This window comes from Microvirga aerophila (genome assembly GCF_003332305.1).
Taxonomy (GTDB): Bacteria; Pseudomonadota; Alphaproteobacteria; order Rhizobiales; family Beijerinckiaceae; genus Microvirga; species Microvirga aerophila.
This window is the reverse complement of sequence record NZ_QOIO01000003.1, coordinates 181,622-203,586: the sequence shown is the minus strand read 5'-3', so window position 1 is coordinate 203,586 and position 21,965 is coordinate 181,622. Positions and strand designations below refer to the sequence as shown.

Sequence of the window (21,965 nt, the reverse complement as noted above, 5' to 3'; positions counted from 1 at the left end):
ATGCCAACCGCGCCCGGCGGTCCGCGCCTTTTGCTGCGCCGCCTCCGCGAAATCATGGCGGAGCCGGTCGGCGCGCAGGACCGGCTCGACAAGATCGTCATTCTGATTGCCGCCAACATGGTGGCGGAGGTGTGCTCCGTCTACGTGATGCGCGGCGACGGCGTCCTCGAGCTGTTCGCCACCGAAGGCCTGAACCGGGAAGCGGTCCACCTCACCACCATGCGGGCCGGCGAAGGCCTTGTGGGCCAGATCGCCGCCACCGCCGAACCGCTGGCCCTCTCGGACGCCCAGAATCACCCGGCCTACTCGTACAAGCCCGAAACCGGCGAAGAGATTTACCACGCGTTCCTGGGCGTGCCGCTCCTGAGAGCCGGCAACACGCTGGGTGTCCTGGTCGTCCAGAACCGCACCTACCGGGTCTATACGGAGGAGGAGCTCGAAGCGCTCCAGACCACCGCCATGGTGCTGGCCGAGATGCTGGCGTCGGGCGAGCTGCAGGCGCTGGCGCCCCTGGAGACAGGCATCGCGCTGCGCCGCCCGCTGCACCAGAAGGGTCTTGCCCTGGCTGATGGCGTCGGCCTTGGCCATGTGGTGCTGCACGAGCCCCGGGTGGTGGTGAAAAACCTCATCGCCGAGAACGTCGAGACGGAGCTGCAGCGCCTGGAAGAGGCCATCGCCGAGGTCAGGACCACGATCGACGAGCTTATCGAGCGCGGCGACGTGGCCCATCACGGCGAGCACCGGGAGGTCCTGGAGACCTTCCGCATGTTCGCCCATGACCAGGGTTGGCTCAGGCGCATGCGCGAAGCCGTGACGTCAGGCCTGACGGCGGAAGCCGCCGTGGAGCGCGTGCAGTCGGACAACCGCGCCCGGATGATGCGCCAGACCGACCCCTACCTGCGCGAGCGCCTGCACGATCTCGACGATCTGGCCAACCGGCTGCTGCATCGCCTGGTCGGGCGCGAACTCGTGATGGAGCGCAGCGGTCTTCCTGAAAACGCCATTCTGGTGGCCAGGTCCATGGGACCCGCGGCCCTTCTGGACTACGACCGCTCGCGCCTGCGAGGCCTTGTGCTCGAGGAAGGCGGTCCGACGAGCCATATCGCCATCGTGGCCCGGGCGCTGGGGATTCCGGCGGTCGGCGAGGTGGAGAACGTCACGTCGCTCGCCGAGCAGGGCGATGCGATCATCGTCGATGGCGCGGCCGGCGAAGTGCAGCTGCGCCCGAGCCCCGAGGTCGAGGCGGCCTATGCCGAGAAGGCGCGGCTTCGCGCCAGGCGGCAGGAGCAATATCTCAAGCTGCGCGACGTACCCTCCGTCACCAAGGACGGGGTCGAGGTCACGCTCCAGCTCAATGCCGGCCTCCTCGTCGACCTGCCGCACCTGACCGAGACGGGGGCCGCGGGGATCGGGCTGTTCCGCACCGAGATCCAGTTCATGATCGCAGAGCGCATGCCCTCTGCGGGCGAGCAGCAGGGTCTTTACAACGCGGTCTTTGCGGAAGCCTCCGGCCTGCCGGTGACGTTCCGGACCCTCGACATCGGGGGCGACAAGATCCTGCCTTACATGCAGTCGGTCGAGGAGGAGAATCCCGCCCTCGGCTGGCGCGCGATCCGCATCGGACTTGATCGCCCGGGCCTCCTGCGGGCCCAGATCCGCGCCCTGCTGAAAGCGGCGGGCGGGCGGCCTCTGAAGATCATGTTCCCGATGGTGGCCACCTGCGACGAGTTCGTCCGCGCAAGGAGCCTGGTCGAGCGGGAAAAGACCCATCTGTCCCATCACGGCTATGAGCTGCCGTCCGATCTCAAGCTCGGCGTCATGCTGGAAGTGCCCTCGCTCCTCTTCCAGCTCAAGGAAATCTGCGCGCTTGCCGATTTCATCTCCGTCGGGTCGAACGACCTGATGCAGTTCATGTTCGCCATCGACCGGGAGAACCGGCGGGTGGCCGACCGCTTCGATCCTTTGAGCGTGCCCATGCTGCGGGCCCTCAGGATGGTGGCCGAACAGGCCCAGGCGGCGGGCTGCCTGGCCACCGTCTGCGGCGAGATCGGCGGGCGCCCCCTGGAGGCCATGGCGCTGATCGCACTCGGCTTCCACTCCCTGTCCATGTCGCCAGCCTCTCTCGGGCCGGTCAAGGCCATGCTGCTGGAACTCGAGGCCAAGCGCGTCGGCGACCTGATCCGGCAGGAACTTGAAAGGGACGGCGGCGATACGTTGCGCCCCAAGCTCCTCCGCTTTGCGGAAACCCATGGTATTCCGGTCTGATGTCGATCGCTCCTCCGTCTGAACGCCTCAACGCCATTCTGGCCCGCCACGAGATCATCACGGCGACCCTCAATGCCGGCCCGGATCCCGAAACCTTTGTCGCCCTGTCCCGCGAGCTGTCGGAGCTCGACGACGTGGTAGAGGCGATCCGGGGCTATCATGCCATGGAGGAGAACCTGAGGGGCCTCCAGGCTCTGCTCGACGATCCGTCGACCGATTCCGAGATGCGCTCGCTCGCCGAGGACGAGCTGCCCCAGGCGCGAGCGGACGTGGAGCGGGCCGCGCAGGACTTGCGCATCATCCTGCTGCCCAAGGACGAGGCGGACGAGAAAAGCGCCATCCTGGAAATCCGCGCCGGCACCGGCGGCGACGAGGCCGCTCTGTTCGCCGGCGACCTGCTGCGCATGTACACGCGCTACGCGGACCTCAAGGGATGGAAGGTCGAGATCGTCTCGGAGAGCGAAGGCACCGCAGGCGGCTACAAGGAAGTGGTGGCCGAGGTAAAAGGGCGCAACGTCTTCGCCCGCCTGAAGTTCGAGAGCGGCGTGCATCGGGTGCAGCGCGTGCCGGACACGGAAACGCAAGGACGCATCCATACCTCGGCGGCCACGGTGGCCGTTTTGCCGGAGGCCGAGGATGTGGACATCGCCATCAACGATGCGGACCTGAAGATCGACACCATGCGGGCGCAGGGCGCGGGCGGCCAGCATGTCAACAAGACCGAATCGGCGATCCGCATCACCCACATTCCCACCGGCACCGTGGTGTTCGTGCAGGACGAGCGCTCCCAGCACAAGAACCGCGCCCGGGCGCTGGCGCTTCTGCGCGCCCGCCTCTACGACGCCGAGCGCACCGCCAAGGACGCCGCCCGCGCGGCCGACCGCAAGGCGCAGGTCGGCTCCGGCGACCGCTCGGAGCGCATCCGCACCTACAATTTCCCGCAAGGCCGCGTGACCGACCACCGGATCAACCTGACCCTCTACAAGCTGGAGGAAGTGATCAGCGGCAACGCCCTCGACGAGCTCATCGACGCCCTCGTGACCGAGCATCAGGCCGCCCAGCTCGCCGCGCAGGACGAGGCGGCGTGATCGAAGGCTTGAGCCACATCACCCTGATCACCCACGATCTCGACCGCATGAGCGCCATCGTACGCCAAGTGCTCGATGGCCGCGAGGTCTACGCGTCCGGCGACGAAACCTTCTCCCTATCGCGCGAGAAGTTCTTCATCGTCGGCGGGCACTGGATCGCCGTCATGGAAGGCGAGAGCCTGCCCACCCGCACCTACAACCACATCGCCTTCAAGATCGATGCGGCGATGCTCGACACGTACAAGGAACGCATCGAAAAGCTCGGCCTCACGCTGCGGGAATCGCGCTCCCGTGTCGAGGGCGAAGGTCAGTCCCTCTATTTCTACGACCACGACAACCACTTGTTCGAGCTGCATACCGGCACCCTCGAAGAGCGGCTGGAGCGCTACCGACAGGGCGGGAAAGCTTGAGCGCCCGAGCCATGACCCGGGCGCAAGCCCTCCGCGAGCTCCGGCAGGCCCTCGCCGAGGCCGGTTTTGGGACCGCGCCGCTCGATGCCCGGCTGCTGGTTCTCTCGGCCCTGGGGATTGCTCCTACCGACCTCATCACCCGCCCTGACGAGCCGCTGACGCCCGATCAGACCGAGACGCTCCGGGCCTATGCCCGGCGCCGCCTCGCGCACGAGCCGGTGGCCCGGATCATCGGGGAGCGAGAGTTCTGGGGGCTGCCCTTCAGCCTCTCGCCCGAGACCCTCGTGCCCCGGCCCGACACGGAAACGGTCGTCGAGATGGCTCTCAGTCTCCTGCCCGACCGGCAGGCCCCCTTGATCCTGGCGGATTTCGGCACCGGGTCGGGCTGCATCCTAACCGCCCTGCTTCATGAACTGCCGCGGGCAAAAGGCCTCGGGATCGACCGCTCTCTGGGGGCTCTCCGGACGGCGCGCGGGAACGCGGAGCGCAACGGCGTCGGCGAAAGGTGCCTCTTTGCCCTCTCGGACTGGGGCAGCGCCCTCGCCGGCCCCCTCGACCTGATCGTCTCGAACCCACCCTATATCGCGTCGCCGGTCATTCCAGGCCTTGACCGGGAAGTGCGGGAGCACGACCCGCTCCTCGCCCTCGACGGCGGCCCGGACGGGCTTGAGGCCTATCGGGTCATCCTGCGGGAATCCTTGCCGTTGCTCCGCCCAGGCGGTCTCCTCATTCTGGAAATCGGGTACGATCAGGCCGAGGCTTTAACCACGCTGGCTTCAAGTCATGCCCTTGAAGTTTTAACCATCGCACACGATCTCTCAGATCAGCCGCGATGTGTCGCCCTGAAACGGACATGATCCCGGGGCATAAGTATTGTTCTCCATTTCGTGAGAAAAGCTGAAATATCGCTTGTTGGACCGGGCGGAACCCGCTAGATTTGGGTTAGAGATCGTCCTCGGTCTAAGAAGATCGGTAGCTCCGATAGAGGGGCATGCCGGGAGACCAAACGATATCCATCGCGCAGGCAGGGGCTTTTGAACAGCCAGGCGCGATCATTTGAACCCGACACTGAAGGATGGCCTAGGCCTCATAGCCATGGCCGAACGACAGACGGTTGCCACGCGAACGGTGGGCGATAAGCCCGTTCGGTGAACATTGGCTTGCATCGCGTGGGCTTGAAGAACCAGCGAGGGTCGTAGACCAGAATGAGACCAGGACAGAACAGGCGTATGCGCGGCCGTAGCCGCAACAATAACAACAAGGGTCCCAATCCCTTGACGCGCAGCTATGAGTCGAACGGCCCGGACGTAAAGATCCGTGGCACGGCGCAGCATATTGCCGAAAAATACAGCCAACTCGCTCGCGATGCGCAGGCCAGCGGCGACCCGGTGGCGGCTGAGAACTATTTCCAGCACGCCGAGCACTATTTCCGCATCATCGCCGCCGCGCAGGAGCAGCTGCGCGAGCAGTACGGCTACCAGCAGCGCGATGACGAAGGCGACGACGAGGGCTTTGCCCAGGTCGAGCGTCCGGGCTTCGATCGTGGCTTCGGCAACGGCGAAGACGGCGACCCAGGTTCACAGCCCCAGCCGTTCGAGATGCGTTCCGAGGGCGACCGTCCAGCCCGGTTCGACCGGAACGATCGTCAGGACCGCGGCAATCGCCAGGACCGTGGCGAGCGCTTCGATCGGCAGGATCGCGGAGAGCGACAGGATCGTGGTGAACGTCAGGATCGCCGCGAGCGCTTCCAGCGCGACCGTGGTCCGCGCCAGGATTTCCAGCGCGACGACCAGCCCCGTCAGGAGTTCGACCGGGGCGACGACCGCCAGGATCGTGGCGAGCGTCCGGAGCGCCAAGAGCGCCAGGGCCAAGAACGCCAAGGCCAGGAGCGCCAAGGCCAGGAGCGCCAGGATCGGTTCGTCCGTCAGGACCGCCCGGAGCGGAGCGACCGCCAAGAGGGTCAGGAGCGTGAAGAGCGCTTTGATCGTCCCGACCGGGGGGAGCGCCAGGATCGTAGTGATCAGCGGGGTGGCCGCGGTGAATTCCGCCGGGAGCGCCGCCGGAACGAGCCTGAAGCCGCCGAGACGAGCAGCCTTCCGGCCTTTCTGACGAATCCGGTTCGCGCGATGCCAGTGGTGGAAGCACCGGCGATTGCGCCTGTGCCTGCGCCCCAGGAAACGGCCCGCGAAGAAACCGAGGCCCGTCCTCGCCGCCGCCGCCGCACCCGCGCGGAAATCGACGCGGACAACGCCGCACGGGATGCCGAGCTGTTCGATCAGGCAGCCGTCAAGACCGACGCCGCCGAGTAAGGCCCGATAGCAACGAATGCCGAAAGGGAGAGCATTGCTCTCCCTTTTTCGTTTCAGGCCTGGACCATCGGAATGACGCGCTAGAGCATCGGACCGTTAAGTGGACGCGCCACCGGCGGCTTCGGCATGGCTCCAGGATGGCTGAGATGCAGACCTCATCGGATCCGACTTCTCGTCCGATGCTCTAATCCAGCGCCAGCACGGTCTGTTCCGGCTCAAGGCTTTCCCCTTCGGCCAGGGAGCCGCCCTCCAGCACCTCGGCATAGATGCCGCAATCGAAGTGGCCGTAGGCGCGCATGAGCGCTTTTGGAATTTCGAGATCGCGAAGGCCGGCCCTCGGATCCACGTTGGTGGCGGCGCAACGCTCGATCCGCTTGGTCACCTTCAGCCGCACGCCGGAGGGCGTTGCCAGCACCTGCCCCACGAGGCCGAATTCCTGCCAGGGCGCGAGTCCGTCGAGATGGATGTTGCCGCGAAACCGCAGGGGATCGACCGGGGCCCCGACCACGTTCTCCAGCTCGCGTACGCTGGCAAGGTTGATCAGCGACACGTATCCGCGGCGCGAATCCGTGAATCGAAATCCCTCAGGAGCAGAGAGCACCTTCGGCGGCCCCCGCAGTTCCTTCGGCATGTAGCGACGGAAGAACGCCTCGATGGCAAGCCGCCCCTGCGGGGTGGAAAGATCGCCCCGGGCCACCTCGCGCCCACCCTCCTCGATGAAGAGGGTTGTGATCTTGTCGAGATAGCGGGTGGTGAGCCGCGCCAGGCTCTCGTTGCGCATCAGCATGAGAAACTTGATCTTGGGCTGATGCGCCGGGTTCTCGGGGTCGAACCCTGCGGGCCCGTTCTCGACCGCGAAGAGACGGTCGCCCGGGAAATAGCCGCCCTTCGTAAGGAGCGCGGATGAAAGGGGCTCGGGCGAGAGGCCCTTGACGGGGTAGCGCTGGAGGGACGCAATGCGAATGCTCATGCGTCATGGATAAGGGGCGCTTGAGGGGGCATCAAGGGGATTGGCTGCCCCCTTCTTGCCCCGTTCAGGCGGCCAGAGCCGTGCGCAGCTTGTTGGCGATGTAGCGGTGCTCCTGTGTGAGACCGCCGAACCCATAGGCATCGGCCGGAACCTCGTGCACGAGCACATAGCTCTCCTCGTGGAGGCTGCCGAGGACGCGGCCCATGAACGCAAAGACCTCCGCGAGATAAAGCGCCTTCTCGTCCTTGGTGTTGGTGCCGTCCGCCACTTTGATGTCGAGCCAGAAGCTCGCTTTTTTCTGCTCGGCGAGGCTCCTGCCTCCGACGATCCAATCCTCCGGCGAAACATAGTCGATAACGACTGCTGTGATTTCTGGATTCTTGCGCAGAATGCGGGCTGTTGCCTCAACAAGGCCTTCCGAGAGGGTGCGAGACAGGGAGGCTGAGCGGGGAGCGGAGACTTTCAGGTTCAGGATGGGCACGACGAATCCTCACGTTGCGATACGTTGAGACTACGCCTCGCTGTGAGTACAGAAAATTTGATTTATCCAGATCATTGATTGAGATAAACTCAACATATGGGCCGCGAAATCAATCTCGATATCGGCGTGCTTCGGTCGTTCCTGTTGATAGCGGACGGGCGGAGCTTTGCCGAGACTGCCGAACTAGTGGGGCGCTCGCCCTCTGCGGTCAGCCTGCAGATCCAGCGCCTTGAAGCCGATTTGGGAGCACCGGTCTTTCGCCGGAACAATCGCGAGGTTGCACTGACCCTTGCGGGGGAGAGGCTGCTGGGTTTCGCTCGCCGGATCGTGCGCTCCAATGACGAGGCGGTTCTAGCTTTCCGGCCGGGACAGGATTCCCGAGGGCCGCTCCGGTTCGGCGCCACGCAGGATTTTGCCGAGGCGGTTCTGCCGGAGGTGCTCGGACGCTTCGCCGACGACCATCCGAAAGTGGAGCTGACCCTGCAGATCGACCGCTCCGCAAAGCTGATCGACGCGGTGCAGGAAGGAGCCATCGACGTGGCCATCGCCATCCGACGCGACCATCCGCTCAACCGTGGAACGCTGACTGAAATTCCCATGATCTGGATCGGGCGGGAGGGATTGGCGCTCGACCCGGACGAGCCGGTGCCGCTGGTCATGTTCGATCCCCCCTGCTCCTTCCGCAGCGCCGCCATCGACGGCCTCGCGGCCGCAGACCGCGGCCACCGAGTCGCATTCACGAGTCCAAGCCTGTCGGGACTGAGGATGGCCGTCGAGGCCGGCCTCGGCGTGACAGTGCGCACCCGACACCTTCTTGCGCCGAGACTGGACGACGTCGCGCATCTGGGGCTCCCGGCTCTGCCGAGCGTCGCGTTCTCGCTCTACGTTGCGGACGAGAACAGCCCATGGGCCGCCCGGGACGATCTGGTGACCCTGTGCCGCCGCAGGTTCCAGGCTTGAGGCGATCGCACGACGAAAAACCCCGCCATTGCTGGCAGGGTTCTTCTATCAGGGAACAGCAGGACCGATCAGGAGGCGTCGCCGGAGCGTGCTACCTTCGTGCGCTTGAGCTCGGGCGTGAAATAGCCTTCGCGAGCCGGGATGTGATCCTCGTTCGAGCTGTGATCACGCATGCCTTCGTTGGCAGTCTGGTGGGGCGGAATCCGCGTGCCGGTATCGGCTTCCTGCTTCATGCGCAGGGCCTTCTCGGCATTGGCCTTCAGCTCCTCGCGGGCTTTGTCGGCGCGGCGCTTCCTCGGGCTGAAGCGGGCGAGAATATCGGATAGGGCCATTCTTCTTTACTCCTTTGCACGCGAGAGCACTTGATCGTCCTCATCGCTCCGATGGGTTGGGGGCGGGATGACATGGGCGGGATCGACAGGGATGTCCCGGGAGGTGGCAATCGTGCCGGTCGAATCGCCGATGTCGCGGTTCGCTTCGTCCTGGCTGGCGGTCTCGTCGATGATCGACACCCGCCCGTTCTCGGTGGTGTCGCCGAAGGTCTCCCCGTGGCGCCTCTCGCCGAAGGTTTCCGGCGTCACCGAGGGACGCTCCTCAAGCGGGCTCTCCGGCACCGCCATACCCATCTCCGAATTGCGCACGAGATCGGCTCGGGCCTTCTCGGCTTCCGAACGCGGGTCGCGTATCATGGCTTGCCTCCTCCAAATCTCGCAGGGTCAATGCAAGGGTGCGAAAGGGGTTCCTCCCCCTTGTTGTGGCGGATTGGCCACACCACCTAAGCCCTGGCGGATGCTTCATTGGCAAGGTCCGACATCACGGGGGTACGCCTGAGCCTCTTGCAGGGCAGGCGGCCCAAGAAGGGGTGACACATGAATTTCGAGAAATACACCGAGCGGGCCCGGGGCTTTGTTCAGGCGGCGCAGAACCTCGCCATGCGCGAGGGCCATCCGCAGCTGGCTCCAGGCCACGTGCTGAAAGTGCTTTTGGATGATCCGGAAGGCTTGTGCGCCGGCCTCATCGACCGCGCCGGCGGCCGCTCCCGCGAGGCGCATGCGGCGGTGGAGCAGTGGCTCGCCAAGCAGCCGAAGGTGTCGGGCGCGGCCTCTCAGCCGCAGGCGACGCGCGAGCTGATGCGCTTCTTCGACAATGCCGAGAAGACAGCCGACAAGGCGGGCGATTCCTTCGTCACCGTCGAGCGCATGCTGCTGGCTCTCGCGGTCGAGAAGGACACGGAAGCCGGAAAGATTCTCGCCCAGGCGGGCGTGACGCCGCAAGGATTGAACACCGCCATCAACGCGCTTCGCAAGGGCCGCACCGCCGACAACGCGACGGCCGAAAACGCCTATGACGCGCTGAAAAAATACGCCCGCGACCTCACGGAAGCGGCGCGCGACGGCAAGCTCGACCCGGTGATCGGCCGCGACGAGGAAATCCGCCGCACGATCCAGGTTCTGTCCCGGCGCACCAAGAACAACCCGGTGCTGATCGGCGAGCCGGGCGTCGGCAAGACCGCTATCGTGGAAGGCCTCGCGCTGCGCATCGTCAACGGCGACGTGCCTGAATCCCTGAAGGAAAAGCAGTTGCTTGCCCTCGACATGGGCGCGCTCATCGCCGGCGCGAAATATCGCGGCGAATTCGAGGAGCGTCTGAAGGCGGTGCTCAGCGAAGTGACTTCGGCTGAGGGCGGCATCATCCTGTTCATCGACGAGATGCACACACTGGTCGGCGCAGGCAAGGCCGATGGCGCCATGGACGCGTCGAACCTGCTCAAGCCGGCGCTTGCCCGCGGCGAGCTGCACTGCGTCGGGGCGACGACCCTCGACGAGTATCGCAAGCACGTGGAGAAGGACGCGGCGCTGGCCCGGCGCTTCCAGCCTGTTTTCGTGAGCGAGCCCACCGTGGAGGACACGGTGTCGATTCTGCGCGGCCTGAAGGAGAAGTACGAGCAGCATCACGGGGTGCGCATCACCGACTCCGCACTGGTGGCCGCCGCGACCTTGTCGAACCGCTACATCACCGACCGGTTCCTGCCCGACAAGGCCATCGACCTCGTCGACGAGGCGGGCTCGCGCCTGCGCATGCAGGTGGACTCGAAGCCCGAAGAGCTCGACAACATCGACCGCGAGGTCGTGCGCCTGAAGATCGAGCAGGAGGCCCTGAAGAAGGAGACCGACGCGGCCTCCAAGGACCGGCTCGCGCGGCTCGAAAAGGAGCTGGCGGACCTCGAGGAGCAATCGGCCGCCATCACGGCGCGATGGAAGTCCGAAAAGGACAAGCTCGGCACCGCCGCGGAGCTGAAGAAGCGGCTCGACGAAGCCCGCAACCAACTCGCCAATGCGCAGCGCGCGGGCGATTGGGGCAAGGCCGGCGAACTCTCCTACGGCATCATTCCGGGGCTGGAGAAGGAACTCGCCGACGTGGAGAACCGCGCCGATGGCGGCGGCCTGATGGAAGAGGCGGTCACGCCCGACCACGTGGCGCAGGTGGTCTCCCGCTGGACCGGCGTGCCTGTCGACAAGATGCTGGAAGGCGAGCGCGAGAAGCTGCTGCACATGGAGCAGCAACTGGCCAAGCGCGTCGTTGGACAGCGCGAAGCGGTCGAGGCGGTTTCCACCGCCGTGCGCCGTGCCCGCGCGGGCTTGCAGGACCCGAACCGGCCCATGGGCTCGTTCATGTTCCTCGGCCCCACAGGCGTCGGCAAGACCGAGCTCACCAAGGCGCTCGCGGGCTTCCTGTTTGACGACGAGACGGCGCTCATCCGCCTCGACATGTCGGAATACATGGAGAAGCATTCGGTCGCCCGGCTCATCGGCGCCCCTCCCGGCTATGTGGGCTACGAGGAGGGCGGCGCTCTGACCGAAGCCGTTCGCCGCAGGCCCTACCAGGTGGTGCTGTTCGACGAGATCGAGAAGGCGCATCCGGACGTGTTCAACGTCCTGCTGCAGGTGCTCGACGACGGACGCCTCACGGACGGCCAGGGCCGCACCGTGGACTTCCGCAACACCCTGATCATCATGACGTCGAATCTCGGCGCCGAATATCTGGTGAACCAGGGCGAGGGCCACGACACCGACGAGGTGCGCGACGAGGTGATGGGCGTGGTGCGTTCGCACTTCCGGCCGGAATTCCTCAACCGCGTGGACGAGATCATCCTGTTCCACCGGCTCAAGCGTTCCGAGATGGGCGCCATCGTGGACATCCAGATAGGCCGTCTTCAGAAGCTCCTGGAGGATCGCAAGATCACCCTCGAGCTCGACCAGGACGCCCGTGATTGGCTCGCCGACAAAGGCTACGACCCGGCCTACGGCGCACGCCCCTTGAAGCGCGTGATCCAGAAGCACGTGCAGGACCCGATGGCCGAGGCGATTCTCGCCGGCGAGATCAAGGACGGCGAAACCGTCCGCGTCCACGCCGGCCCCATGGGCCTCGTGATCGGCGAGGGCACAGTGGTGAAAGCCGGCGAACGTGCACCGCAAGGTGTGCGGTTGAATTAAGGCTGGCGCAGGTCCGGAAGACACAGAGCCCCGCGGGACACCGCGGGGCTTTTCTTTAGCCCTCCCTGCCGAAGGCTGGTTTGCGAAAGTAATAGCTTCAGCGGATCGGTGGGCTATCGGTCCAGCGGCATTATCGTCTCATCGAAGCGCGCCGGGAGAACCGCCAATGACAGGCAGCCCGCAAGGGCGACCGCCGTGGCGACGGCGGTGATCGGCACGAGCCCGATGCTGATGAAGGGTGCGGCGGCGGCCGTGCCGATTCCGGCGGTGCCAAGAATGCCGAGCACCACCAGGGCGGCTCCGCGGGCATCGTCGCCCCGGGACGCGACCACCGCCTGATGGAAGCCTGGCGGCCCACGAAGCCCGAAGCCCAGGTTGACGATGAGCGAACACGCGACGATGACGGGCAGGCTTCTGCCGCCGAGAACCGCATAGAGCAGGAGGGCGATGAATCCTGTCAGGAGCAGGAGGGTTCCTCCACTGATCAGGCGCTCCGCTCCGAAGGCTGTCGACAGCCGCCCTGAGAGGGTGGCTCCCAGGATGAACATGGAGATGCCCGAGACCTGGAGAACGATGAAGGCGCTGAGATCAAGTCCAAGGGGACCGGTCATGACCGCAGGAGCTCCGAACACGAAGATGAGGAGACTTCCGAGCGAAAACGCCTGGCTCAGGGCGTACCGGAGAAATACCGGGTTCTTGAGCAGCTTTCCGTAGCCGCCATTTCCGGTTCCCGTTTCGATTTGGCTTTCTCGCGGCAACAGAAGAGCCCCCGACATCTGCAGCGCTGTAGCGATCGCAACGGAAAGTGCTGCGAGCAACAGGAACGAGACCTGCCATCCCCCCACGGCCAGGAGATAGGCGCCCGCGATCGGGGCAAGCGCAGGTGTGAGCGACTCGATCGACCCGAGGCGTCCCAGCGCGCCAACGGCTTTCGCATCGCCGTAAAGTGACCGGATCAGCCCTGGTGCGAAGACAGCGGGCGCGGATCCGAAAGCGCCTTGTGCGAATCTGATGGCGATCAAGCTCTCGATGTCTGGAGCAAAGGCCGCAACGAGAGAAGCGGCAGCAAAGAGACCCAGTGACACGGTCAGCAGAAGCCGGCGATCATATCGCGCTCCGAGTTCACCAAATGAAACAAGTCCGACCGACGTTCCAAAGACGTAGGCCGCAAGAACAATTTGCGACCGTTCGATTGAACCTCCGAGGGCCTGGGGAAGGCTCGGCACGGCGGGCAGCACGAGATCGGTGCCCGCAATTGCGATCACCGTGCTGGCGGCTATCAGAATGAAGGCAAGATGCTGTTTGGGGTTGGGCGGATTCTGCGTCATGGGAAGGCCATAAGAATTTATGCTGCGACAGGCAAGCCGCTGCTCGCCGCCAACAATACCGACATGAGGGGAATCTCGAACGCGATGGCGGCCCCTTGACTCGCATCATGTATCGCAATGAGGCAGGCGAAAGCCCGACAACCGCAAGGCTGCGTTCTCCTGAACCAAAGCCGCCTGCAAGCGTTCGGCTTCCACACCCATGCAGGAGAACTGTTCATGACACGCCGTCTCATCGCCGCAGGCATCGCGGCCGTATTCGCTCTTCCGGCGCTTGCCCAAAGCCAAGGTCCCGTCGGGACCATTCCGGCCAATCCGCAGCCGACGGAGACCCAGCCCAATCAGGGGCTCGGGCAGAACGCGCAGCAGCGCGAGCAGCGCACGCAGCAGGGCGGCGCGCCGCAGGACACGCAGACGCCGGCCCGGCAGGGTCAGGCCAACAGCGCCCCGGCTGGAATGGGTCAGCAGCAGTCGCAGGTCGACCGGCAATATGTGCAGCAGGTGCTGGCCATCAGCACCGTGTCGCTTCAGCAGTCGAACTTCGCCCTGGCCAAGGCGCAGAACCCGCGCCTGAAAATGTTTGCCGAGTTCGAGATCGGCGAGCAGAACACCATGCAGGACATCCTGCACACCTACGCTGATCCGGCCAGCACCGCTTCGACCACCCAGGGCGCACAGCAAGCGGCCTCCACCGCGCCGGAACTGCCGGCCCAGGACGCGGCCGCCATGGAGAAGCTCTCGAAGGCGCAGCCCGGCGCGGCCTTCGACCGGGACTATGTGGCCATGCAGATCGATGGCCATCAGAAGCTGCTGGCGATCCAGGAGCGCTACCTCCAAGGCAACCCCGGCAACCGGGAATCCGCCAACGTGGCGAAGCTCGCGCGCAGTCAGATCAAAGAGCATCTGACGATGCTGCAGGACATGCAGAAAGAGCTTGGCAAATAAGGCTTTCTCCGGCTCCGCCGCGCCCGGCCGCGGAGCCGGAACCCCATTTCCAGCGGGGCGTTGCCCCACGTGACATGCGGGCATTGCGGCCCGCCTTAGCAAGAGAGGAATCACCTATGGCGCAGGATAAGCGCGGTCGTCCCCCGGAGCCGAATGTGGATGAAGTCCTCAACGAGATCGCGGCCGAGGAAGGCGGCGACGATTTCGTCGCAGGCCCAACCCAGCGCAACGATGTCGGCAACACGAAACGCGCAGCCGCCAAGGCCACCGGCCTCATGGGCGCTTCCAAGAAACTCGACCCGGATCTCGACATCAGTCATGTGGATGACGGGCGCGTGACCAGCGGATCGAACGCGGGCATCCGCTCCTTCAAGGACGTGCCGCCCGAAAAAGGCGCGGACGACGCGGGCTTCGTGATCTCCAACGAGGAGATCGCCGAAAGCTCCACCGTGACGGCGAAGAAGAGCCCTGCGCAACGCTCGCCCCAGACGGACGTGGAGACCACCCCTCAGGCGAAGCCCGCCATGGAGGGAGGCGCCATGTCGCGCAAGCGCGTGCCGGCGCCCGGCAACGCGGTAGACGTGCCCAAGGGCACCCTGGTGCGCGGCCATGCGACCGCCAGCCAGTCCGGCGGTGTGTCGACGTCCTCCACCGGTGAGGAGAAGCCGCCGAAGCGTTCGGCCCGCGCGGGCGGATCGCAGACGGAGCGTCCCCTGTCCAAGGGTGGCTCGGAAGAGCGCTGAGGCTTAAACGGAATGCTTGAAAGTCGTGAGGGCGGGACGCTAACGGCGTCCCGCCTTTTTATGATGATTGGGCCGCCCTGCCCTTCCCTGACGGAAGATAAGGGTGACATGAGGCCACCTTCCGCTTTATGGATCGTTCCGCAGCGTCGCCGATGACGCAACGAAGCGCACGAGGAAACATCCATGGACAGAAGAAAACTTCTCAAGGGCGCAGGTCTCGCCGCGGCCGCAGGCGCAGTGGCGTCCCCGGCCATCGCCCAGTCGAACCCGAACCCGGAAATCCGTTGGCGCATGGCTTCGGCATATCCAAAGAGCCTCGACACGCTCTATGGCGCGGGTGACATGATCGCCAAGCGCGTGGCCGCCGCCACAGACAACAAGTTCCAGATCCAGCCCTTCGCGGCTGGCGAGATCGTCGGCGCGCTGCAGACCCTCGACGCCACGCAGAACGGCACGGTCGAGTGCTCCTACACCCTGTCGAGCTTCTTCATCGGCAAGGACCCCACCTTCATGTTCGACACCTCCGTGCCATGGGGCATGAACGTGCGCCAGCACAATGCCTGGATGCACTACGGCGGCGGTCTCCAGCTCATGCGCGACTTCATGAAGGACTACAGTGTGTTCCCGATCCCGGCCGGGCAGACGGGCGCGCAGATGGGCGGCTGGTTCCGCAAGGAGATTAACTCGGTCGCGGATCTCCAGGGCCTCAAGATGCGCATCGCCGGCATGGGTGGTCAGATCATAGCGAAGCTCGGCGTGGTGCCGCAGGTTCTGGGCGCGGGCGACATCTATCCGGCGCTCGAGCGCGGCACCCTCGACGCGGTAGAGTTCTCAGGGCCTTACGACGACGAGAAGCTCGGCTTCGTGAAGGTCGCCAAGTACTATTACTACCCGGGCTTCTGGGAAGGCGGCGCGCAGCCCTCGCTCTATGTCAACATGGACAAGTGGAACTCGCTGCCCGCGCACTACAAGGCCATCCTCGAGGCGGCCTGCGCGGAAGCCAACGCCATGTGCGTGGCGAAATACGACGCGGAGAACGCGGAAGCGATCCGTCGTCTCGTCGGACAAGGTGTGCAGCTGCGCCCCTTCCCGAAGGACGTGATGGAGCAGAGCTACAAGGAGGCGTTCAAGCTCTACAGCGAGATCGCGGCCTCCAATGCGAAGTTCAAGAAGGTCTACGATTCGTGGAGCGCCTTCCGCGAGAAGGAGCTGACCTGGTTCCGCATCGCCGAGCTGCCCTTCGACTACTTCGTCAATTCGCAGCCGGTTCAGCGCTGACCGCAAGGGCGGCGCTCAATCAGGAGCGCCGCCTCTTTTGCAGCGTGGCGGGATCGGAACCCGCCGGTGAGGCGTTGTCGTGTCGAACAGGCATTCGCTGCCCTCGCCGGAGACATGGCATGAACAACAACAAGCCTCAGAACCAGGACGATAAAGCCGGCAAGGACGACGACAAGCTGCCGGAGAACTCCAAGACCTCCCTCGACGAGAAGCTCGATGAGGGCGTGGAAGAGACCTTCCCGGCCAGCGACCCGGTCTCCGTGAAGATCACCAAGTAAATTCATCACGTCATAAGAAGCCCCGGAGCGTCGAGCCGGGGCTTCATGCTGTCCGTCAGCTCCGGCTCGCCACCGCGACCCCCAGGGCCGCGCAGGCCATCCCGGCCATCTGGACCAGGCTCAGGGTCTCGCCGAAAAGCCCGAAGGCCATCACGGCCGCCACGGGCGGAACGAGGTAGAGCAGCGTCGCCACCCCGACGACCGCCCCCTGCCGGATCAGGAACAGCAGCAGGCCGATCGCCCCGATGGACAGGCCAAAGACCGCCCAGGCGAGCGCCCCCAGGAGCGGCAGGGTCAGGTCCATGTGCCCCTGCTCGGTCAGAAGCACCAGGGGAGCCGTCACCGCCGCCGCTCCGAGGAACTGGACGAACGCGCTGGTGCGCAGGTCAAGCCTGCCGCCGGTGCGCTTCTGCCAGATGGTGCCCAGGGTAATGGACAACATGCCCAGCAGACAGACGCCGAGCGCCAGCGGCGGGACGCCCCCGTCGCCCAGCTTCGGCAACACCACCAGGGATGCGCCCAGAAAGCCGATGCCGATCCCGGTCCAGCGCCGTGCCGAGACATGCTCGCCCAGGAGAGGCCCCGCCAGGGCGCCCGTGACGAGTGGCTGAACCCCCGCGACGAGAGCCGAGATTCCGGCCGGCAGGCCGTGTTTCACCGCCCAGAAGACCCCGCCGAGATAAAGCCCATGCAGCAGGACTCCGGCCACGAGCCCGTCGCGCCAATCGCGCGGAGTTTTGGGCCAGGGAGCGCGTGCCGCCAGGACGATAAGGCCCAGAATCAAGCTTGCCAGCAGATAGCGGACCAGCAGGAACGTCAGGGGCTCCGCATAAGGCGCAATCACCCGGGCGACGATGAACCCCGTCGCCCAGATGACGACGAAGAGAGGGGGCGCAAGGCGCGCAAGGAGATGTGCAGACGTCATGGCGAAGCGCTCCTGTCCCGCCCGCGAGTAGCCGACAGAAGCCCCAAGCACAATCGAACCAAGGGAGCATGCACAGGCCCCTGCCCCACCCTTGCCGTCCGGCCCCTTCCTAAGTCGGACTATTCGGCCTAGACCTGCCGATGGCGGCCCAAATTGCGGACCGGGATGGAACCTTGGCGACCGTCGGGAGACTTTCCCTTGTCTGTCGAAGCCTTCGCGCCATCTCCAGCAGCCCGGAGACATGTTGTTTGACCCGCCGCCTGCGCCTTTATCTCGAGATCTTCGCCATCACGGCCAATCGCTTCGTCATGCATGACGCCTGGGCGATCGCGAGCCATATCGCGCTGTCGGTGCTGACCTCCATGTTCCCTTTTCTCATCCTGGTGACGGCCCTTGCCGGCCTGTTTGGAACGGGAACGCTCGCCGACGAGGCTGCCGACATCATCCTCGAGGCTTGGCCGCAGGAAATCGCCGGGCCCATCGCCGGGGAGGTGCACAACATCCTCACGGGGCGGCGCAGCGACGTGCTGACCCTAGGCCTGGTGCTCGTCCTGTACTTCGCATCCAGCAGCGTGGAGAGCCTGCGGGTTGGCCTGAACCGGGCTTATGGGGTGCGGGAAACCCGGGCCTGGTGGCTGACACGCCTGGAATCGGTGGCCTTTGTCATCGGGGGCGCGCTGGTGATGCTGGCGCTCGCCTTCCTGGTGGTTCTCGGGCCTTTTGTGTGGCGCGGCATCGTCTATTGGGTGCCGGCCCTGACGACGTTCAGCGGGATCATCGATTTTCTTCGACTCGGCGTTGCCACCGTGGTCATCGTGGCGGGCCTCATCGTCGCCCATATGTTCATCCCGTCGGGGCGACGGAGGTTCCGCTCGGTGCTGCCGGGAGTGGGCGTGACGCTCATTCTCTGGCTCCTGGGCGGCATCGGCTTCGGCTGGTATCTCGAGTTCTTCCCGGGCGCCTATGCGTCAACCTATGGGGGGCTTGCCACCGCCATGGTGGCGCTGATCTTTCTCTATACCCTCGGGGCGATCTTTCTGTTCGGCGGCGAGCTGAACGGCACGATCATTCTCGCCAAGCGCCGGCGTCTGCACAAGGAACCCAAGCCCGAGCAGCTGACCGACGTCATCACGATGCCGTAGAGCTCCCTCCTGTCATGGCCGGGCGTATCCCGGCCATCTCGATCAAGTGGAGCGCAAGCCAATCGAGATCACCGGCACAAGGCCGGTGATGACAGAGGGTCAAAGCTGATCAGCCGACGATGCGGTATTTCACGAAACCTTCCGGCGCGTCGCCGATCTTTTCGATTTTGATGCCGGCCGGCTGATACGCGGCGGCGTTGGGGCCGGTCAGGAACGTCATGGTGACATTGCCCGTAGGCGTCACCAGGGACCAGGAGCCGTCCGCCTTCGGGGCGACTTCCTTGCGCTCGATGATGAAACGCATGATGGCGTCGCGGGTGAGGTCCGGAGCCTCCAGCACGATGGTCGAGCCGTCATTGCCCGGGAAGTTGCCGCCGCCGCCGGCGCGGTAGTTGTTGGTGGCTACGATGAACACCTGATCATCTGTCACGGCCTTGCCGTTATAGGTCAGGTCCTTGATGCGGCGCGCATTGGCGTCCACCAGCTTGCCGTCATTGTCGTAGCGCGAGGGTTGGGTCGGGTCGATCTTGTACTGAACGCCCGCGATCACGTCGAAGTTGAAGGCTGGGAACTTGGCGTTGACGAGTTCCTGCTCGCCGCCCTTGGCTGGATCGATCTGGTTGTAGATGCCGGCGGAACGCTCCAGCCATTCGCGCACCTGCGCGCCGGTCACCTTCACGGCCCGGATGGTGTTGGGATAGATGTAGATGTCCGCCATGTCCTTGATGGCGAGCGGACCGGGCTTGATGTCGGTAAAATAGTTCGGGCCGCCGCGCCCCCGGCCTTGAAGGGCGCAGCCGCCGAAAGCAGCGGCAGGTCCTTGTGAGGCGAGTTCTTCAACAGATCCGCCACGTACCACGCCTGCGCCTCGGTCACGAGCTTCACGGACGCGTCGTCGGCGACCAGCGAGTAATAGGAATGGATCGGCACCGAGGTGGTGCCGACCGGCTCGCGCACGTATTTGAGCGTGGCATCGTGATCCGCCTGAACCGCCGCGATCACGCCTGCATCCGACTCCACCTTCGCCACCACCTTGCGCTCGACGCGGTCGTAGATCGGGCGCGCTTCGGTGCGGAAATTGGCAACCTTCCAGGCGTCGCCTTCCTTGGTCAGTTCGAGGTCGACGAGACCAAGATGGCTGCCCCAGAAACCGGCCATGACGGCCGGCTTGCCGTGCAGCGTGCCGGCCTTCACGTCCACGCCCGGAATGTTGTTGAATTCCTTGCCGCCCGGGAACGTGAAATGCTGGTGTCCGGTCAGGATCACGTCGATGCCTTCGACCTTGGCAAGGTGCAGCGCCGCGTTCTCCTCGCCGCCCTTGCGCTCCCCGCCCGCAATGCCCGAATGGCAGAGCGCCACCACGATGTCGGCCCCGGCCTTCTTGAGTTCGGGCACGTGCTTCTGGGCCGCGTCGACGATGTCGATCGTCGTCGCCTTGCCGTCGAGGTGACCCTTGTCCCATTGCACGATCTGCGGCGGCACGAAGCCGATCACGCCGACCTTGAGCTTCTGCTTCGCGCCGGCTTCGTCCGTGACCTCGCGATCGAGGACGAGCCACGGCTTCAACATCGTCTCGCCGTCCGCCTTCATGACGTTGGCGCAGACCAGAGGGAATTTCGCCGCCCCGAGCGCGTTCTGCAGGTATTCGAGCCCGTAGTTGAACTCGTGATTGCCCAGCGTGCCGCAATCGTAGTTCAGTGTGTTCATGGCGGCGACCATCGGGTGGACGTCGCCTTTCTTCATGCCGCGCCGGTAGGCGACGAAATCGCCCAAGGGCGAGCCCTGGATCAGGTCGCCGTTGTCGAACAGGAGGCTGTTCTTGGCCTCGGAGCGCGCCGCCTTCACGATGGTGGCGGTGCGCGTCAGGCCCACCGTGTCGTCGGCCGCATCGCGATAGTAGTCATAGGGCAGGATATTCACGTGGAGATCGGTGGTCTCCATGATGCGCAGCTTGACGACGGAACCAGCCGCCCAGCTCATCTGGGGCATGGCCGTCAGGGCGGCTGCCGCCACGCCCGTTTGCAGAACCCGGCGGCGGGTGATGGTCGACGTCATGCGGACATTCCTCTGGTAAAACCGCGTTCGCGTAGCTCAAGAACAGCACAAGTTTTATGACAAGAGCAAGTGAGCCGGCTAACCGACTCTCAGAGCTTCGTCCAGGTCCCTGAAGAGGTCGTCCACCGCCTCGATCCCGGCGGACAGGCGCAGCAGGTCCGGCGGGCAGGGTGTGCCCGGACCCTCGATCGAAGCTCGGTGCTCGATGAGGCTTTCTACGCCGCCCAGGGACGTCGCCCGCTTCCACAGGTGCACCCGCGCGGCGGCGCGGATTGCGGCTGCTTCACCGTCGGTCAATTGGATCGACAGCATGTAGCCGAAACCGCCCTCCATCTGCCGCGCCGCGATGTCGTGGCCGGGATGCTGCGGCAGGCCCGGATAGAGCACCCGGGCGATCTTCGGATGCGCGGAGAAACGTTCGGCCAGATCCATGGCGGTCCGGGCCTGGGCGGCGGTGCGCAGATGCAGCGTGCGCATGCCGCGCATGAGGAGATAAGCCTCGAACGGCCCGAGGATCGCGCCCTGCATCTTCCGGATGGACGCCACCTTGTCCCAGAACTCGTCCACCTTCGCGCCCGCGAGCACGCCGGCCACCACGTCCGAATGGCCGTTCAGGATTTTCGTGGCCGCGTGCATGACGATGTCGGCCCCGAGCGACAGGGGACGGGTATGGACCGGCGAGGCGGTGGTGGAATCGACCGCAAGCCGCGCTCCCGCCGCATGGGCGATGTCGGCCGCGGCCGCGATGTCCGTGATGGTCCAGAGCGGGTTCGAGGGTGTCTCGACCCAGACCATCTTGGTCTTGCCCGGAACGACCGCTGCCTTCAGGGCGTCGAGATCGTCGGTCTCCACGAAATCGACCTTGAGGCCCCAGCGCACCGCCTCGGTCATGAGCCAGCTGCGCAGGGCCCAGTACATGACCTTGGAGGCGACGATGTGATCTCCAGGGTTCAGGGCCTGGAACACGGCGGTGGCCGCCGCCATTCCCGAGGAGAACAGGAGCGCTCCAGCCTGGGCTTCCTCCAACATGGCGAGCACGCCTTCGGCCTCGCGCACCGTGGCGTTGTCGGGCCGGCCATACACGTAGCCCGACGAATAGGCGTTGTCCTCGTCGCGAATGTAGGTGGTCGCCACATGGATCGGCGGCACAACCGCCTTGGTGATCGGGTCCACATGGCCCATGGCCTGCGCCGTGAGGCTGCGTTTGGACCATTGCGGGCGGGATGACGACATGGGAACCTCCAGGAGCGAGACGGGTTTGCGAAGCAATTGCGAAGCTCACCCATTAAAGGGATTT

The 21,965-nt window shown here is 65.1% G+C and carries 19 protein-coding genes and 1 pseudogene; 12 read left to right on the top strand and 8 right to left on the bottom strand.

Annotated elements, in window-relative coordinates:
* From ptsP to DRB19_RS03300, 5 genes are all read left to right on the top strand, one after another.
* Positions 1–2,265, top strand: a complete 2,265-nt coding sequence (gene ptsP, locus DRB19_RS03320; protein ID WP_114184608.1) for a phosphoenolpyruvate--protein phosphotransferase — start codon at positions 1–3, stop codon at positions 2,263–2,265.
* Positions 2,265–3,353: a peptide chain release factor 1 gene (prfA, locus tag DRB19_RS03315; protein WP_114184607.1), complete on the top strand. Its 1,089-nt coding sequence runs from the start codon at positions 2,265–2,267 to the stop codon at positions 3,351–3,353. The genes ptsP and prfA overlap by 1 nt, the downstream gene beginning before the upstream one ends.
* Positions 3,350–3,763: a FosX/FosE/FosI family fosfomycin resistance hydrolase gene (gene fosX, locus DRB19_RS03310; RefSeq protein ID WP_114184606.1), complete on the top strand. Its 414-nt coding sequence runs from the start codon at positions 3,350–3,352 to the stop codon at positions 3,761–3,763. Before prfA ends, fosX begins: the two co-directional genes overlap by 4 nt.
* Before the next feature lie 11 nt (positions 3,764–3,774).
* A complete protein-coding gene (gene prmC / locus DRB19_RS03305; protein ID WP_114184605.1) occupies positions 3,775–4,620 on the top strand; it encodes a peptide chain release factor N(5)-glutamine methyltransferase in 846 nt (281 codons plus the stop codon).
* Between the two features lie 372 nt (positions 4,621–4,992).
* Positions 4,993–6,072, top strand: a complete 1,080-nt coding sequence (locus tag DRB19_RS03300) for a DUF4167 domain-containing protein (protein WP_114184604.1) — start codon at positions 4,993–4,995, stop codon at positions 6,070–6,072.
* 184 nt (positions 6,073–6,256) lie between these two features.
* Here the strand turns inward: DRB19_RS03300 and DRB19_RS03295 are convergent, their stop codons facing one another.
* Both DRB19_RS03295 and DRB19_RS03290 read right to left on the bottom strand, forming a co-directional pair.
* Positions 6,257–7,042, bottom strand: a complete 786-nt coding sequence (locus DRB19_RS03295; protein WP_114184603.1) for an MOSC domain-containing protein — start codon at positions 7,040–7,042, stop codon at positions 6,257–6,259.
* 64 nt (positions 7,043–7,106) lie between these two features.
* Positions 7,107–7,523 carry a tautomerase family protein gene (locus DRB19_RS03290; protein WP_114184602.1) on the bottom strand — a complete coding sequence of 139 codons (417 nt, stop codon included), beginning with the start codon at positions 7,521–7,523 and terminating at the stop codon, positions 7,107–7,109.
* Between the two features lie 96 nt (positions 7,524–7,619).
* Between DRB19_RS03290 and DRB19_RS03285 the strand changes: the two genes are divergently transcribed.
* Positions 7,620–8,483: a LysR substrate-binding domain-containing protein gene (locus tag DRB19_RS03285; RefSeq protein WP_114184601.1), complete on the top strand. Its 864-nt coding sequence runs from the start codon at positions 7,620–7,622 to the stop codon at positions 8,481–8,483.
* 68 nt (positions 8,484–8,551) lie between these two features.
* Here the strand turns inward: DRB19_RS03285 and DRB19_RS03280 are convergent, their stop codons facing one another.
* Both DRB19_RS03280 and DRB19_RS03275 read right to left on the bottom strand, forming a co-directional pair.
* The gene (locus DRB19_RS03280; protein ID WP_114184600.1) at positions 8,552–8,815 is read right to left on the bottom strand and encodes a hypothetical protein; all 264 of its coding nucleotides are present in this window, start codon (positions 8,813–8,815) and stop codon (positions 8,552–8,554) included.
* Between the two features lie 6 nt (positions 8,816–8,821).
* On the bottom strand, positions 8,822–9,172 hold the full coding sequence (locus tag DRB19_RS03275) for a hypothetical protein (RefSeq protein WP_114184599.1): 351 nt from the start codon (positions 9,170–9,172) through the stop codon (positions 8,822–8,824).
* Positions 9,173–9,352: 180 nt separating this feature from the next.
* Here DRB19_RS03275 and clpB point away from each other — a divergent pair, with 180 nt between their 5' ends.
* Positions 9,353–11,977 (top strand): ATP-dependent chaperone ClpB, encoded by a 2,625-nt coding sequence (clpB, locus tag DRB19_RS03270; RefSeq protein WP_114184598.1) that lies wholly within the window; start codon positions 9,353–9,355, stop codon positions 11,975–11,977.
* Between the two features lie 113 nt (positions 11,978–12,090).
* Here clpB and DRB19_RS03265 read toward each other — a convergent pair whose 3' ends face one another.
* Positions 12,091–13,305, bottom strand: a complete 1,215-nt coding sequence (locus tag DRB19_RS03265; RefSeq protein ID WP_114184597.1) for an MFS transporter — start codon at positions 13,303–13,305, stop codon at positions 12,091–12,093.
* A 216-nt stretch (positions 13,306–13,521) separates the two neighbouring features.
* Between DRB19_RS03265 and DRB19_RS03260 the strand changes: the two genes are divergently transcribed.
* The 4 genes from DRB19_RS03260 (at position 13,522) to DRB19_RS30560 (ending at position 16,546) form a co-directional block, all read left to right on the top strand.
* Entirely contained in the window at positions 13,522–14,247 is a 726-nt protein-coding gene (locus DRB19_RS03260) for a DUF4142 domain-containing protein (protein WP_162815570.1), read from the top strand.
* 116 nt (positions 14,248–14,363) lie between these two features.
* Entirely contained in the window at positions 14,364–14,990 is a 627-nt protein-coding gene (locus tag DRB19_RS03255; RefSeq protein WP_114184595.1) for a hypothetical protein, read from the top strand.
* A 183-nt stretch (positions 14,991–15,173) separates the two neighbouring features.
* Positions 15,174–16,268 (top strand): TRAP transporter substrate-binding protein, encoded by a 1,095-nt coding sequence (locus DRB19_RS03250; protein WP_114184594.1) that lies wholly within the window; start codon positions 15,174–15,176, stop codon positions 16,266–16,268.
* Between the two features lie 119 nt (positions 16,269–16,387).
* Positions 16,388–16,546 (top strand): hypothetical protein, encoded by a 159-nt coding sequence (locus DRB19_RS30560; RefSeq protein WP_170148897.1) that lies wholly within the window; start codon positions 16,388–16,390, stop codon positions 16,544–16,546.
* Between the two features lie 55 nt (positions 16,547–16,601).
* Here the strand turns inward: DRB19_RS30560 and DRB19_RS03245 are convergent, their stop codons facing one another.
* Positions 16,602–17,471 (bottom strand): DMT family transporter, encoded by an 870-nt coding sequence (locus DRB19_RS03245; protein WP_114184593.1) that lies wholly within the window; start codon positions 17,469–17,471, stop codon positions 16,602–16,604.
* 308 nt (positions 17,472–17,779) lie between these two features.
* Here DRB19_RS03245 and DRB19_RS03240 point away from each other — a divergent pair, with 308 nt between their 5' ends.
* Positions 17,780–18,613, top strand: a complete 834-nt coding sequence (locus tag DRB19_RS03240; protein ID WP_245439257.1) for a YihY/virulence factor BrkB family protein — start codon at positions 17,780–17,782, stop codon at positions 18,611–18,613.
* A gap of 109 nt (positions 18,614–18,722) precedes the next feature.
* On the opposite strand, the pseudogene DRB19_RS03235 reads toward DRB19_RS03240, so the two are convergent.
* Together DRB19_RS03235 and DRB19_RS03230 are read right to left on the bottom strand one after the other, a co-directional pair.
* Positions 18,723–20,668 (bottom strand): annotated as a pseudogene (locus DRB19_RS03235) (bifunctional 2',3'-cyclic-nucleotide 2'-phosphodiesterase/3'-nucleotidase).
* Positions 20,669–20,746: 78 nt separating this feature from the next.
* Positions 20,747–21,901 (bottom strand): trans-sulfuration enzyme family protein, encoded by a 1,155-nt coding sequence (locus DRB19_RS03230; RefSeq protein WP_114184591.1) that lies wholly within the window; start codon positions 21,899–21,901, stop codon positions 20,747–20,749.
* Positions 21,902–21,965 lie beyond the last annotated feature (64 nt).